Consider the following 14,832-nt stretch of genomic DNA (forward strand, 5'->3'; position numbering starts at 1 on the left):
AATGCTGCTGTATATACATTATAAGCAATAATTGACACGAGCGCATTTTTCTACTTTATTAGTTGCCTAACAAACTTTTTTACTATTTCAAAGTATTTTAAACCTGCAACCTCCGCAGTGTTATTGTGTCCAGCATTAGGAACTATAAATAGCTGCTTAGGCTTAGGCGCAGCCGCATACAATTGTTTACTCATGCTACTAGGAACTACCGCGTCATCTGCGCCATGAATAAATAAAACGGGCATTTGTAGAAGCTTTACTTTCTGAATAGATTCAAAGCGTTGATTGAGAATTAAATCAACAGGAAATAATCTAAATTGACCGCGAGTATTGACAATTTCGGCAATAGAAGTAAACGAACTATCGACAATTAATCCGGCGGCTTCGGGGTGCTGGGTGGCTAAATCAATTGCGATCGCACCTCCTAAAGAATGCCCGTAGAGAACAATATTACTAGGCTGAATTTGTCGCTGTTTGACTAAGTAATTCCAAGCCGTCGCAGCATCTTGATAAACAGTTTCTTCCCTCGGAAAACTACCTTCGCTGCGCCCGTAGCCCCGATAATCTATTATTAGTACGGCAAAACCCATCTGGTGAAAGCGATGAGCGTGAGCGGTATTCGCACCGATATTTATGCCATTACCATGCAAATATAGTAAGGTTTTAGCATTGGCTTTAGGGGCAGGAATCGACCAACCGTGTATTTTTTCTACCTTACCGGAAGCCGTGTTTACAGGGAGCCAGACTTCTTGAAAGTCAACGTTAAAAGCCTTGGGTGTAGTTTCAATGACCGAGGAAGGAAAGAAGATAAAACGCCCTTGCTGGCGAAATAAGTAAGTACAAATAGCTAAATAAGCGATCGCAACTACAATCCCCGTACTTAATAGCAACTTAAATAAAGGCTTCTTCAGCATAATTGTTTTTTAGAGGAGGGATGAAAAGTTTGGACTTATCACCCCTAGATAACACACCTTAATTCAATGGTGGTATACGATCTTTCCACTCAGTCGATTGCTCGTAGGCGTAAGCAACTTGAAATAATTGATCTTCACGCAAAACGTTGCTAATTAGCTGCAAGCCAATTGGTAAACCATTATCATCAAAGCCACAAGGTAAGCTTAAACCTGGCAAACCTGCCAAATTTACCGGAATAGTCATCAAATCAGTCAAATACATACTAATAGGGTCGGCATTTTTTTCACCAGCTTTAAAGGCGGTAGTTGGCGCGGTGGGCGATACTAATACATCCACTTGCTCAAAAGCTTCTTCAAAGTCTTGCTTAATTAAAGTACGGACTTTTTGAGCTTTGAGATAGTAAGCGTCGTAATACCCCGCCGATAAGGTATAAGTCCCGATCATTATCCGCCGTTTGACTTCCGCACCAAATCCCTCCGCACGAGTGCGAGTGTACATTGATAGCAAGTTTTCGGGATCGGAAGTACGCAAGCCGTATTTAACCCCATCGTACCGAGCCAAGTTTGCCGATACTTCCGAAGGGGCAATAATGTAGTAGCTAGGTAAGCCGTAGCGAAAGCGAGGACAGGAAATCTCTTTTATTTCTGCACCTAACTGTTTAAGTTGTTCAATAGCTTTATTTACCGCTGCTGCAACTACCGGATCTAAACCTTCGCCAAAAGTTTCCGTAATAATGCCGATTTTTAGGTTTTTGAGGTCAGTTTTTAAAGCTTGGGTATAGTCGGGAATTTCGACTTTAAGGCTAGTGGAGTCTTTGGGATCGTATCCGGCGATCGCATTTAACAATATTGCCGTATCTTCTACACTGCGTCCAAAAGGTCCAATTTGATCCAAAGATGAACCAAAAGCCACCAATCCAAACCGCGAAACTAAGCCGTAAGTTGGTTTCATCCCTACAACCCCACAAAAAGAGGCAGGTAGGCGAATAGAACCCCCCGTATCCGATCCAATAGACACGGTACATTCATCGGCGGCTACGGCGGCGGCAGAACCTCCAGAGGAGCCGCCAGGAACTCGCGTTAGATCCCATGGATTGGCAGTAACTTGATAAGCAGAGTTTTCGGTAGAACTTCCCATTGCAAACTCGTCAAGGTTAGTTTTACCAACCATCACCGCCCCCGCTTGAGCAAGGAGTTGCGTCACTGTTGACTCGTAGGGCGGGACAAAATGCTCTAGCATCTTTGAGGCGCAAGTTGTGGGAATGCCTTTAGTACACATATTGTCTTTAATGCCGATGGGGATTCCGGCTAATAAGCCAATGTCTTCATTGGCGGCAATTTTGGCATCAACGGCTTTTGCCTGAGATAATGCTTGCTCCGCCGTAACACACAAAAAGCTATGTATTTTGGGTTCCAAGGCTTCAATGCGATTTAGAGCTTCTTGGGTAATTTCTACAGCCGAACGTTCTTTGTTAACTAGCTGATGGTGCAACTCGCGGATAGATGCCATATAAGCGCGTTCCTCAATAAGTCAATTTAGTATAGGCGATCGCTTCTTCCAGCGTCCTTAAAAATTGTTAGCTTTAATAGTAAGTCAACCCTATAAATGCTATGACTGCCCTAACTCTAAATCTCCACGCTGCTATAGAACTTACCGATGAACGATTTGAGCAGATTTGTCACTCCAATCGAGATTTAAGATTTGAACGCACTTCCACAGGAGAATTAGTTATCATGTCACCAGCCGGAAGCGAGACAGGAAGGCAAAATTGGGGGTTAGCTGGTCAGTTGTGGCGGTGGAATCAGCAAGCTCGTCTTGGTGTGGGTTTTGATTCTTCGGCAGGTTTTACGCTACCTAACGGCGCGATTCGTTCTCCCGATCTTTCTTGGATCGAACAAGAACGCTGGAATGCTCTGAATGCGTTTCAAAAGCGTAAATTTGCGCCTATTTGTCCTGATTTTGTGCTGGAATTATGTTCGCCGAGCGATCGCTTAATTGATGTACAAACCAAAATGCAAGAATACTTAGATAATGGCGCTCGCTTAGGTTGGTTAATCGATCCCGAAACTCGCCAAGTAGAAATTTACCTTCCAAATCAAACAGTAGAAGTTCAAAATGCGCCTACCTCTCTATTTGGGGAAGATGTTTTACCTGGTTTTGAGCTAGATTTACAAGATATTTGGGCTTGATTTTCGACGTAGCACACCCTACAAATTCTGTGACTTCTAAACCTCATCAACTTAATACTTACATCCAAGGGCAAGGGTTCCCGATTCTTTGCTTGCACGGGCATCCAGGTTCGGGAAGTAGTATGTCAGTATTTACTCAACCCTTGTCGCAACAATTTAAGGCGATCGCGCCCGATTTGCGCGGCTATGGAAAAAGTCGCTTTCAGGGCAATTTCCTCATGCAAGACCATTTAACTGACCTAGAGGCGCTGTTAGACAGCTTAAAAATTGAAAAATGCCTTATCCTTGGCTGGTCTTTGGGTGGTATCTTAGCAATGGAACTAGCATTAAAGTTACCCGAACGAGTTACGGGATTGATTTTAATTGCTACAGCAGCACGTCCTAGGGCCAATCATCCACAGGTTAGCTGGCAAGATAATTTATTTACTGGGGTTGCTTCAATCATTAATCAAATTCAACCTAGTTGGCAGTGGAATATTGACAACTTTGGCAAAAAGTCCCTTTACCGCTACCTCGTTCAACAACACACACCTGCTACCTACCGCTATCTTGCCTCCGATGCCATGTCGGCTTTTTTGCAAACTTCTGCGGCGGCTAATGGCGCTCTCAATACTGCTCTCAAAGCTGGCTATAACCGTTTAGAAGCTTTGGAGCAAATTCAAGTTCCGTGCTTAATGCTGGCGGGGGCGGAAGATCGACATATTACGGCTTCATCGAGTTTAGAAACTGCCCAATATCTCAAAAATTGTCAATGGCAATGCTACCCCGATACCGCCCATTTATTTCCTTGGGAAATACCCCAGCAAGTAAATAGCGATATTAATGCTTGGCTTGCTACCCATCCCGAAGTGATGAACTAGGGGCAAATATGCCCCTAACAATAGACACTTTAATTACTAAAAGCTGGCTTAACGTAGTTTTCTCTTTTTTCTCCCACATCCTCAGCAATTGTTAAGGCTTGGGGTTTGCAGCGTTTGACTTGCACTTCTATGCCGATCGCTCCTTCTTGTTCTAAGTCTTCTACATACCCATTGAGGGCAGTAGTTGCTTCTTTTGTACTCAAAAAGGGTCCAAAGTAATAAGTACAACGAGGATTTTGGGTAATAATTTCAACCCACCATGCCCAGCCTAACCCTTGAAAAAAGTTAGTCAAAATTTCTTTGAGATCGTGCCAAATACTTTTCATTTTCTTGCTCTCCTATTGTTTACAAAGTGTGGTTTAAATCTCTGTCAACATAATTTACAACCTGTTATAACTCTTTACGCTTGGCTTTTCGAGTTTTCTAAGTGAAGTATAGTTCCCCATCTTTGGCGATAGATTTCATATAGAGCCATGCCTGTAGCTACCGAGGCATTCAAGCTAGGAGTATTTCCAGCCAAAGGAATTGATACCAAGACATCGCAACAGCGCTGAGTTAGCAAGCTCAATCCTTCTCCTTCGGAGCCGACTACCAATACTACCGCACCGCTAAATTGCACGGTATGTAGGGGCTGACTGCCATTAGCTGCCGTACCATAAATCCAAAAGCCCGCAGTTTTTAATTCTTCTAACGCCCGGCTGAGGTTTACGACCCTAGCAACTCCAAAGGTTTCCAAGGCTCCAGCCGCTACTTTCATAACTGTAGAGGTGATTCCTACTGCCCTTCTTTGCGGAATAACTAAGCCTTGCGCGCCAATTGCTTCGGCGGTACGAATAATTGCTCCTAAATTATGCGGATCGTTGATGCTGTCAGCAACAATAATTACTGGCTGCTCGGAACTAGATTTGGCTTTTTCAATTAGTTCGCTAAGTTCACTGTAACTATATGGAGCAATTTGAGCAGCTATGCCTTGATGATTAGCGCGATTGGTAATTTGATCCAATCGTTTGGGTTCAACTTCATCAACAACTGTGCCATTGTCCTTTGCTTGAGCAATTAAGGTGTGGAATCGGGGATCGTAACGCAGGCGCGACGTAATCCACAACCGATTGAGAGAACGTTGATTTTCTAAAGCTGTTAGTACAGTGTGACGACCATAAAGCAAGTCGCTGTCTTCGGTGCTACTAGGAGGTTCTAGAGATGGGGAAGGTTTATAACGATCTTCGTCGCGATCGCTCCTCGGCGCAGCAGGTTTGAAGCGATCGTCATTGTAGCGATTACTGTTCGCTGATGAAACTTTGGGCAAGCTCACTCTAACGTTTTTGAGTGACTGCCTTGACTGTTCGCGATCGTAGCCATTATTTATTGATTTTTTTAAAACGGGTTTAGAACCGTTGTTGGTTGTATTTCTTGGTTTACCTTGATATGGTTTACCAGAGACTATCTTTTTATGAGGTTTATCAGCCATTTGCTTTTGTTAAATTAGATTCTGGCGAGCCGAATCGATAGTAGTTTATAGAAATCTAAAAGTTATTTCAGTATCGAAAGATTGATTTTCGGAATCTTTAAATGTATACTAATGTATTTTAATATGTGCTTAACCTCCTTAGCAGCATTTTTCAATAGCCTTGAAGTGCTGAGAGCAACTAGGTTTTAAAGCTTCAATATCCCTTTTATTTGCTTGCTTCTGCTTCAAGTAAATTTAGCTTTTGCAATAACTGACTCAAACGAGGAAAATTTGTCAAATAAAGATAACCAATTAGAGTTTCCAAGCTAGTAGCCCGCCCGTAGATTTCGGCATCTACTCGTTTTGGGGGACGGTTAGCCGCATTACGCCCCCGGCGGACAATTTCTAATTCTATAGGAGTCAAATAAGCAGTTAGAGAGATTAGTTGTAACGCCTGAGCTTCAGCACGTACCTGGGCAACTACTAATTGATGATAGGCATAAGCTGTCTTTGGAGGTAACAAGTAGCTTGTTCTGATATAAAGCTCGTATACCGCATCACCTATATAGGCTAAAGCCGCAGGTGAAACTTGTTGTATTTGTGCTGGGTTCATTGGTGTCGAGTTCATCAACTGTAAAGATTGGGCTGCCAATTCTTTTGACTCTTGAACTAAGCACTTATTCTCCTCAGTCACAAATTATTTATCCTCTTATTAATTGGTCTAGTAACTTTACTAAAGGTTTAGTTATTTATTGGTGTCTTAACTCCACATAAGTGGTGGGGAAGATAATAGCTGTCTTGACTATTATGCTCGATCCCCCAATTTCGGCAGTTAACTTTGCAATAAAAACACAAAAATTAAGCTATCCAGATTTGGCAATCGGATAGCGGGTAGTAAGTTCTCTACGTCGAAGTTTTAAGACTGCTTAGTATTTTCTAGCGCTATCTCGACGCTTGGGCGTAGGGACAAAAATTGTTCTAAGCGTACCAGCTTCACTGTTTGCGTGACACGGGCATTAGTGACAATTTGCAATGTACCTCCTTCAGCACTTTGAGCAAGTTTGGCAAGCTGCACTAAAGCGCCTAAGCCAGAGCTATCAACAAAATCAATTTGAGAAAGATCCAAAATGATATGTATTGGTCCTTCTTCTATATATTTGCCAATAACCTTGCGAAATGTTGGTTCGGAAAAAGCATCTAACAAACCTGTGAGGCGGAATAGCTGGTAGTTATCCTTGACTTCACGAGTACCTCTTAGGCTAACGGTTAGGTTTAGTGGTTCGGCGATAATACTCTCCTCGCGGTGTAGTTCATAAAGTTGAGGATTAAGTATAAGTTTTTTTCTGAGATGTTGTCTACAGCTAAAAGAAAGACAAAAGATGTCACTCGATTACTTTACGCCTAACCTCTAAACAAATAACAGATAGATTCAAACTTTGTAAGTTCTGTGCCTGTTAGGAACGCTAAACTAAACTTTAAGAGGAAAACAAAATTATTGGGGCTTTTGAGCCACAATAAGTTGCTAATATAATTAACTAAAATTAACGATGTCTAATTCGCCTTACCAACCGTCACCCAAGGACGGCTTAGACTTGGGATTGTTTACGATCGCAACTAGCACATTGCTGCAACTGGGTACTGTGCCTGTATTAGGATTGCTGGTAGCAAGTAAAGCTTTAACTCCGGCTCTAAATGCGATTTCTGATGCTAGTGTAGAAGTTTTTAGAGGCGATCGCCTGCCGATTCTCCCTTTTCCAGAAAAAAATGAATAAAACTAACCTAATTTCACAAGTGCGAACAAAGTTTTGTTGATTGTGAACGACTTTAATCGGAATTAAACCCTAAAATTATTAGATCATTCCCGGCTTTACCCGAACAAATACTTATGAGATCGCTCCTCCACTCCTCTGATGAAGTATTAGGTATTACTGTTTCTCCCATCGATCTGTTTTTGCGCGATCGCCTTCAAGTAGTAGAGGACTTGTGGGAGTCGGTAATTCGGCAAGAATGCGGTCAAGAATTAGTCAATCTTTTAGGACAACTGCGCGACTTGTGTTCCCCAGAAGGTCAAACAACCAACGATGGGGCTTCGGTGGTGAGTCAGTTAATCGCTCAATTGGATTTTAACGAAGCAATCCGCGCTGCGCGTGCTTTTGCTTTGTACTTCCAGCTAATTAACATTGTCGAGCAGCACTACGAACAGCGCCAGCAACTCCTCAGTCGTTTTCCCCAAAAGTCTCAACAAGTTCTACTTGACTCTATATCCGAAGAACCGCAGTTTGTTAATGGCGGGGTAGGAGCAGATTTATTAGAAAAAAATTGGCAAGCTATTCATAACGAACCCCAAAATCAGCGTACATTTCATACTTTATTTCCTTACTTGCGCGATATGAATGTGCCACCCCAGCATATTCAGCAACTAATTGACCAACTTGATATTCAACTGGTGTTTACGGCGCACCCGACAGAGATTGTCCGTCATACAATTCGCGACAAGCAACGCCGCATGGCTAAGTTGTTACAACAACTCGATCAATTAGAAGAAGGTAAAGCAATTGTCGATGAAGCAAGTTCCTGGGAAGCGGCAGAATTAAAAGAGCAGTTGACTGAAGAAATCCGGCTGTGGTGGCGCACCGATGAGTTACATCAGTTTAAGCCAGCAGTTTTAGATGAAGTAGAATACGCCTTGCACTACTTTCAGGAAGTTTTGTTTGACGAAATTCCGAAACTGTATCACAGCCTCAAACACTCCATCAATCAAAGCTTTCCCCACCTAAATCCGCCTAGCAAGAATTTCTGTAAGTTTGGTTCGTGGGTAGGTTCCGATCGCGATGGCAACCCCTCAGTAACCCCAGAAGTTACCTGGCAAACTGCCTGTTATCAAAGGCAGATGGTACTAGAAAAATATATCAAGTCTGTTAAGCGCCTAACGGATTTATTAAGCTTATCGTTGCATTTAAGCGATGTATTGCCCGACTTATTGGAATCGCTAGAACAAGAACAATCGCAGATGAACGAGGTGTACGAGGCGCAAGCGTTGCGTTATCGGCAAGAACCTTACAGGTTAAAACTATGCTATATCCTGAAAAGGTTAGAAAATACACGCGATCGCAATGCTAGGTTGTCTAGCACAGACTTAAGTCAAAAAGTAATCGCTGTTGATGTTAAAGGAATTTATGAATCTGCCGCAGATTTTTTAGCAGATTTGCGTTTAATTCAAAGCAATCTTCAGGAAACAGGCATTACTTGCCGAGAACTAGAAAACTTAATTATTCAAGTTGAAATTTACGATTTTACCCTTGCTCATTTAGATATTCGTCAAGAATCCTCTCGTCATGCTGATGCTCTCAATGAAATTTTAGAGTATCTGCAAATATTACCCCGACCTTACCACGAACTATCCGAAGCCGAGCGGGTTAGTTGGCTATCGGGCGAACTACAAACTCGTCGCCCCTTGATACCTTCAGAGTTGCCTTTTTCCCCCGCAACGAACGAATTGATTCAAACCTTTCGGGTAGTGCGAAGTTTGCAACAGGAGTTTGGCATTAATCTTTGTCAAACTTATATCATCAGTATGAGTCGTGAATTGAGCGACCTACTAGAAGTATTGTTACTAGCTAAAGAAGCCGGGCTATTTGACCCTGGTACAGCGACAGGAACACTGCAAGTAGTGCCGTTATTTGAAACCGTAGAAGACTTGCAACGCGCTCCTTCAGTAATGAAAAACCTGTTTGAGATGCCATTGTATCGGGCTTTATTAGCTGGGGGTTATGACTCAAAAGGGGAACATAGTTTTGACTTACAAGAAGTAATGCTCGGTTACTCCGATAGCAACAAAGATTCAGGCTTTTTGAGTAGCAACTGGGAAATTCATAAAGCCCAAAAAGCCCTGCAAACCATCGCAGAGGAGTATGGAGTACACTTGCGGATTTTTCACGGACGCGGTGGTTCTGTGGGACGGGGTGGAGGACCTGCTTATGAGGCGATTTTGGCGCAGCCGGGTAACAGTATCAATGGACGGATCAAAATTACCGAACAAGGGGAAGTATTAGCTTCTAAATACTCGCTGCCGCAATTGGCACTTTATAATTTGGAAACGGTCGCTACTGCCGTAATTCAAGCAAGTTTATTGCGGACTGGGTTTGATAATATTCAGCCGTGGAATGAGATATTGGAGGAGTTATCAGCGCGATCGCGTTCTCATTATCGCAATTTGATTTACGAACAGCCAGACTTTATCGACTTTTTCCATCAAGTAACTCCCATTGGCGAAATCAGCCAACTGCAAATTAGTTCTCGCCCCGCTCGTCGTCAGTCGGGAAACAAAGATATAAGTGGTTTAAGGGCGATTCCTTGGGTATTTAGCTGGACGCAAACTCGCTTTTTATTACCTTCTTGGTATGGCGTGGGTACAGCTTTGCAAGAATTTGTGCAAGAAAAGCCAGAAGATCACATTAAGCTGCTGCGGTGTTTCTATATGAAATGGCCATTTTTTAAAATGGTGATTTCTAAAGTAGAAATGACTCTAGCTAAAGTAGATATCCAAATGGCGCAGCATTATGTAGATGAGTTGTCACACCCAGAAGATAAAGCGCGTTTGGAAAGGGTATTTGAGCAAATTGCTAATGAATATTACCTGACTCGCGACTTAGTTTTGACAATTACAGCGCACAAACAACTTCTAGATGGCGATCCGGTGCTGCAAAGATCTGTACAGTTGCGAAATGGCACAATTGTCCCCTTGGGCTTTTTACAAGTATCTCTGCTTAAACGGTTGCGTCAATCTGGTAGTACAACTTCTGGCGTAATTCATTCCCGGTACAGTAAAGGAGAATTGCTTAGAGGTGCGTTACTAACGATTAATGGAATTGCTGCCGGAATGCGAAATACAGGTTGAAACAAATAGAGACGTTGCAGCGCCACGTCTCTACTTGCGATCGCATTACCATACTTTCTGTAAATCTAGAACAAACCCCGGCAAAACATCCTCACCACTTAAAGTATTTGGTGCGTTTATTACTTCCACATTTTGCCCTAGGCGATAAATTTCTACTTGCTTGGTTGAAGAATCTAGCAGCCAACCCAAACAAACGCCATTATCTAGATAATCCTGCATCTTTTCGTGTAACTTTTTGAGCGTATCGCTAAAAGATCGTAGTTCAATGACAAAATCTGGCACTAAAGGAGAAAATTCTTCTTGCTGTTGACTTTGGGTTAATGTGTCCCATCGCTCTTTAGCTATCCAAGAGGCATCAGGAGAAATAACTGCACCATTGGGCAATGTAAAGCCTGTAGAGGAGTCAAAAACTATACCTCTACCCGTTTGATCGTTTCAATTCCAAAGTTGAGCCACTAACCCAGAATTTTGTTTTCCTGTCCCAGAAAAAGTTGGAGGCAAAATAATTACCTCTCCACTAGCAGCAAGTTCTAAACGCAAATCCCGATTGGCTTTACAAAGCTCTATAAATTCTTTTGCTGTCAAATTGGGAATATTGAGCATAATAGCATTCGTCGATTGCATAGGAATTACCCACTTAATATCTAATGCCCTAATAATCTGTCTCGCAAACGCTTAATGCGATCGCGAAATTTTGCTGCTTCTTCAAATTCTAAGTTTTTTGCAGATTCTTTCATCTGCGCTTCTAGTTGCACGATGAGGTCGGGTAGTGCGTCTAAAGGCAAATCGTCTACCTGTTCGTCAACGATGGCTAATTCTTGGGCATTTAGTCGCCGCGATACTTCCAAGAAAGACAAAATTGAGTTAGCGGATCTTTTGATAATCGACTTGGGCGTAATATTATGCTGTTCGTTGTAGGCAGTTTGGATTTCTCTACGCCGCTCCGTTTCCTCAATTGCTTTTGCCATGCTATCGGTGAGGTTGTCTGCGTACATAATTGCCTGTCCGTTGACGTGACGCGCCGCTCGCCCAATAGTTTGAATTAGCGATCGCGTGGCGCGCAAAAAGCCTTCTTTATCCGCATCTAAAATTGCTACAAGAGACACTTCTGGCAAGTCCAAACCTTCCCGCAATAAGTTCACGCCCACCAATACATCAAAGACCCCTTCGCGCAATTCCTGCAAGATTTCGATCCTTTGAATTGAATTGATTTCTGAGTGCAGATACCGTACTCTCACACCCCGATCTTGCAGATATTCGGTCAAGTCTTCTGCCATGCGCTTAGTCAAAGTAGTTACTAGCACTCGTTCGCGTTTGTCGATGCGATCTTTGATTTCTCCGAGTAAGTCGTCTACTTGTCCCTCCGTTGGACGCACAAAAATTTCTGGATCGATAACTCCAGTTGGGCGAATTATTTGTTGCACAACTCGATCTTCTGATAGCTCGATTTCCCATTCTCCAGGAGTTGCGGATACAAAGATACATTGATTGACCTTTTGCCAAAATTCATCAGCTTTGAGGGGGCGATTGTCGGCGGCGCTAGGCAAACGAAAGCCATGTTCGATTAATACATTCTTGCGGGCGCGATCGCCATTGTACATAGCGCGTGTTTGCGGGATGGTGACGTGAGACTCATCGACTACTAGCAGCCAATCATCAGGAAAGTAATCAACCAAGCACTCCGGCGGCTCTCCAGGGCTGCGTCCGGCTAAATGACGCGAGTAGTTCTCTACGCCGTTGCAGTAACCAACTTCTCTGAGCATTTCTAAGTCGTAGCGGGTGCGCTGGTCGATGCGTTGGGCTTCTAATAGTTTGCCCTCAGCTTCTAATTGACTTCGCCTTTGCTTCAATTCTTGCTCGATTGCTTCGCAAGCGCCTTCTAACCGTTCTTCTGGAGTGACAAAGTGTCTTGCTGGGTAGATATTTATTGCTTCAATACTTTTAAGAATTTCTCCCGTTACCGGATCGACATAGCGAATTGCCTCTACTACATCGCCAAAAAATTCTACACGCACAATGCGATCGTCATACGCAGGGACAATTTCTAATACATCACCCCGCACCCGGAAGCGTCCGCGACTCATTTCTAAATCGTTGCGGCGGTACTGTACTGTTACTAAGTCGCGTAAAAGTTCTCTATGATTAACTTCTTTTCCTATCTGCAAGGGAATAGCGGCTTTTAGATATTCTCTTGGCGTACCCAAACCGTAGATGCAGCTAATGGAAGCCACAACGATCGCATCTCGGCGCTCAAAAAGACTCCGTGTTGCGGAGTGGCGTAGCATATCAATTTCATCGTTAATTGAGGCAGTTTTCTCGATGTAGGTGTCAGTAACGGGAATGTATGCTTCTGGTTGATAGTAGTCGTAATAGCTGACAAAATACTCTACGGCGTTTTCAGGAAAAAATTCTCGCAACTCGTTACATAGCTGGGCGGCTAAAGTTTTGTTGTGAGCGAGAACTAAAGTAGGTTTGCCAATTTTTTCAATTACAGAAGCTACAGAAAAAGTTTTACCCGTACCTGTTGCCCCTAATAAGGTTTGATAGCGCTCTCCAGATTGAATATTTGCTATTAGCTGGGCGATCGCTTTTGGCTGATCCCCGGTTGGTTGAAAAGGTGCTTGGAGTTGAAATGAGCTATTATTTGCCATAATTACTTTTTTTGATTTTAAAGTTTACTTTTATTAATATTACTTTCAGCTTAATAACTGTAACTATCATCGATCTTTTCCCTCTTTTAGCATAGAGAACTAATATGTCTTCTGGCAGAAGTCTACCACTTCAAAAAGCAGGTAGATTGTACACAGATAACAACTCAACTTCAAAAGCAAATCTTTGATTTTGAAGTTATTTAATCGCTAATCAAGGAGAATATTATGGGTTTAGATGATAAGGCTAAAGCTACTGCTAAAAATGTCGAAGGCAAAGCCCAAGAAGCTTGGGGTAATGTCACAGGCGATCCAGCAGATAAAGCAGAAGGTCAAGCAAAGCAAGCTGAAAGTGAAGTACGTCACGGTGTAGAAGACGCAAAAGATAAAGTGAAAGAAAAGCTTGACTAATTAATAGCTATTAAGCCTTGGCTATATTCTAACAAAAATCTAAGGCTTTTTAAGTAAAAGAAAACGTCAAAGAGCGGAATATTACTGCAATAATCCGCTCAAAATTTGTCAAAATTGAAAATAAATAAATTCCGCATGATTAAGCAACTACGCCGAATTTTTACAGCATTAGCTTTAGTATTGGTGCTAACAACAACTGTAGCTTGTAACGGTGCAGTACAAGCAAAGCAGCCAACCTTACCCTCAGTTAGTAGTCCCAACAATTACGGGCAAATAGAAAGAGGAAATAGCGCAGGCGGGCAAGACTTTGGCAACTGGGTTGTCAGCAAAAGTAAAGGGCTAGTCAAAGATGCCTATGTACGTGATAACAACAAACTGGGAGTTGTCGTTACACCCCAAGTAAGCCCCACAGAAGTAAAGCCTTTAGCGAAATCATTAGCTCAAGGGTTTCACAAAAATTTCCCCAATCAAGACTTGACAGTTTTGATGTATGCCCCAGATAAAAAATTGATTTTGACTGCAAAGTATGATGTTCAATCTAATCAGATTGAATACAAATAATTTGTCAAAGGTTTATTATAAACCGGACAAAAAACCGCAGTTATTGATTGTAAATGAGGAGAATAAATTAAATGAGTAGTAGCGATCAATATAAGCGTCAAATTATGAATGATTTGGCGCAAGGAAATAAAGAAAGTTTAAGCGATGCAGACATGGGTTCGGATCTACAATACGAAAACTTTGACGACTTTGCCAACCGTTCGTCTCATGAAGAACGCCGTCAATTATTTGGACAATCTTTGCATCACGATCGCATTCCCCCCGGTCAATTAGAGCCAGAACTACAAAAAGCGATCGCTCAAATCAAGCCAAATGAGCGCGACGACGTAGCACGGGCATTCTTCAAGCATTTGGAAAAAAGAGGACTAAAAGAGCGCGACTTACAACAGCAGCTAGGTCTTACAACTCATCATGCTAGTAAAATGAATGTAGATGACGTAACTAAGCTGGCATCCTTTGCTTACCATAGTCATCCTGATATTTTCCAAGAGGTACTAGCAGAAAAGCCTGGAGTAATTAAATTCCTGAGCAACCCCCTAGTAGCGGCGGTAGTAGGAATTGCGGCAGCAAAATGGTTAGGCGATCGCCGTCATCAATAGACATCTCCAAAAATCATCAGTTGAACCAGGTTTTCCGACTCATTTTTTGAGAAGTCTAGCAAGTTAAATTAACAATAAATAAGTCCGTCAAGAACTTAGCTCTTGACGGACTTATGCTATGAATTTTTAAGTGCTAAGAAGACAAGTCAAAAGTTTCTTTGCTAATCCTGAATAAGTAATACCAATTCTGAATGAAGGTGCGCTAAATTAGCATAAGTGTAAGGGGAAAGGAAAAGTTATGAGTCGTCCGTTCCAAGTGGAGATATCTGAAAGCAAAGAAATGTTGGAGAAAGCACTCAAATATG

General features: G+C 42.4%; 14 protein-coding genes and 1 pseudogene. 7 read left to right on the forward strand and 8 right to left on the reverse strand.

Annotated elements, in window-relative coordinates; genetic code table 11:
- Window positions 1-50: 50 nt before the first annotated feature.
- Window positions 51-914: an alpha/beta hydrolase gene (locus AC2VE5_RS01705; protein WP_486886047.1), complete on the reverse strand. Its 864-nt coding sequence runs from the start codon at window positions 912-914 to the stop codon at window positions 51-53.
- Window positions 915-972: 58 nt separating this feature from the next.
- On the reverse strand, window positions 973-2,424 hold the full coding sequence (gene gatA, locus AC2VE5_RS01710) for an Asp-tRNA(Asn)/Glu-tRNA(Gln) amidotransferase subunit GatA (protein ID WP_486886048.1): 1,452 nt from the start codon (window positions 2,422-2,424) through the stop codon (window positions 973-975).
- A 101-nt stretch (window positions 2,425-2,525) separates the two neighbouring features.
- Between gatA and AC2VE5_RS01715 the strand changes: the two genes are divergently transcribed.
- Both AC2VE5_RS01715 and AC2VE5_RS01720 read left to right on the forward strand, forming a co-directional pair.
- Entirely contained in the window at window positions 2,526-3,104 is a 579-nt protein-coding gene (locus AC2VE5_RS01715) for a Uma2 family endonuclease (RefSeq protein WP_486886049.1), read from the forward strand.
- Between the two features lie 29 nt (window positions 3,105-3,133).
- Entirely contained in the window at window positions 3,134-3,964 is an 831-nt protein-coding gene (locus AC2VE5_RS01720; protein WP_486886050.1) for an alpha/beta fold hydrolase, read from the forward strand.
- A 29-nt stretch (window positions 3,965-3,993) separates the two neighbouring features.
- Here the strand turns inward: AC2VE5_RS01720 and AC2VE5_RS01725 are convergent, their stop codons facing one another.
- From AC2VE5_RS01725 to AC2VE5_RS01740, 4 genes are all read right to left on the reverse strand, one after another.
- On the reverse strand, window positions 3,994-4,290 hold the full coding sequence (locus tag AC2VE5_RS01725) for a DUF1816 domain-containing protein (protein WP_486886051.1): 297 nt from the start codon (window positions 4,288-4,290) through the stop codon (window positions 3,994-3,996).
- 74 nt (window positions 4,291-4,364) lie between these two features.
- Window positions 4,365-5,432, reverse strand: a complete 1,068-nt coding sequence (gene rlmB, locus AC2VE5_RS01730; protein ID WP_486886052.1) for a 23S rRNA (guanosine(2251)-2'-O)-methyltransferase RlmB — start codon at window positions 5,430-5,432, stop codon at window positions 4,365-4,367.
- Between the two features lie 205 nt (window positions 5,433-5,637).
- A complete protein-coding gene (locus tag AC2VE5_RS01735; protein ID WP_486886069.1) occupies window positions 5,638-6,063 on the reverse strand; it encodes a Mini-ribonuclease 3 in 426 nt (141 codons plus the stop codon).
- Window positions 6,064-6,327: 264 nt separating this feature from the next.
- Window positions 6,328-6,744, reverse strand: a complete 417-nt coding sequence (locus AC2VE5_RS01740) for an STAS domain-containing protein (RefSeq protein ID WP_486886070.1) — start codon at window positions 6,742-6,744, stop codon at window positions 6,328-6,330.
- A gap of 214 nt (window positions 6,745-6,958) precedes the next feature.
- On the opposite strand from AC2VE5_RS01740, the gene AC2VE5_RS01745 reads away from it, so the two are divergent.
- A complete protein-coding gene (locus AC2VE5_RS01745; RefSeq protein WP_486886053.1) occupies window positions 6,959-7,183 on the forward strand; it encodes a hypothetical protein in 225 nt (74 codons plus the stop codon).
- A gap of 113 nt (window positions 7,184-7,296) precedes the next feature.
- Complete coding sequence (gene ppc / locus AC2VE5_RS01750; protein ID WP_486886054.1) at window positions 7,297-10,308, forward strand: phosphoenolpyruvate carboxylase; 3,012 nt, start codon at window positions 7,297-7,299, stop codon at window positions 10,306-10,308.
- 45 nt (window positions 10,309-10,353) lie between these two features.
- Here ppc and AC2VE5_RS01755 read toward each other — a convergent pair.
- Window positions 10,354-10,932 (reverse strand): annotated as a pseudogene (locus tag AC2VE5_RS01755) (Uma2 family endonuclease).
- A gap of 20 nt (window positions 10,933-10,952) precedes the next feature.
- Window positions 10,953-12,959, reverse strand: a complete 2,007-nt coding sequence (uvrB, locus tag AC2VE5_RS01760) for an excinuclease ABC subunit UvrB (protein WP_486886055.1) — start codon at window positions 12,957-12,959, stop codon at window positions 10,953-10,955.
- Window positions 12,960-13,184: 225 nt separating this feature from the next.
- Between uvrB and AC2VE5_RS01765 the strand changes: the two genes are divergently transcribed.
- The 3 genes from AC2VE5_RS01765 (at window position 13,185) to AC2VE5_RS01775 (ending at window position 14,527) form a co-directional block, all read left to right on the forward strand.
- The gene (locus tag AC2VE5_RS01765) at window positions 13,185-13,367 is read left to right on the forward strand and encodes a CsbD family protein (protein WP_486886056.1); all 183 of its coding nucleotides are present in this window, start codon (window positions 13,185-13,187) and stop codon (window positions 13,365-13,367) included.
- A 135-nt stretch (window positions 13,368-13,502) separates the two neighbouring features.
- Window positions 13,503-13,928, forward strand: a complete 426-nt coding sequence (locus tag AC2VE5_RS01770) for a hypothetical protein (RefSeq protein ID WP_486886057.1) — start codon at window positions 13,503-13,505, stop codon at window positions 13,926-13,928.
- Window positions 13,929-13,999: 71 nt separating this feature from the next.
- On the forward strand, window positions 14,000-14,527 hold the full coding sequence (locus AC2VE5_RS01775) for a hypothetical protein (RefSeq protein WP_486886058.1): 528 nt from the start codon (window positions 14,000-14,002) through the stop codon (window positions 14,525-14,527).
- Window positions 14,528-14,832: the final 305 nt, after the last annotated feature.

This window comes from Aliterella sp. E5.1 (genome assembly GCF_057473825.1).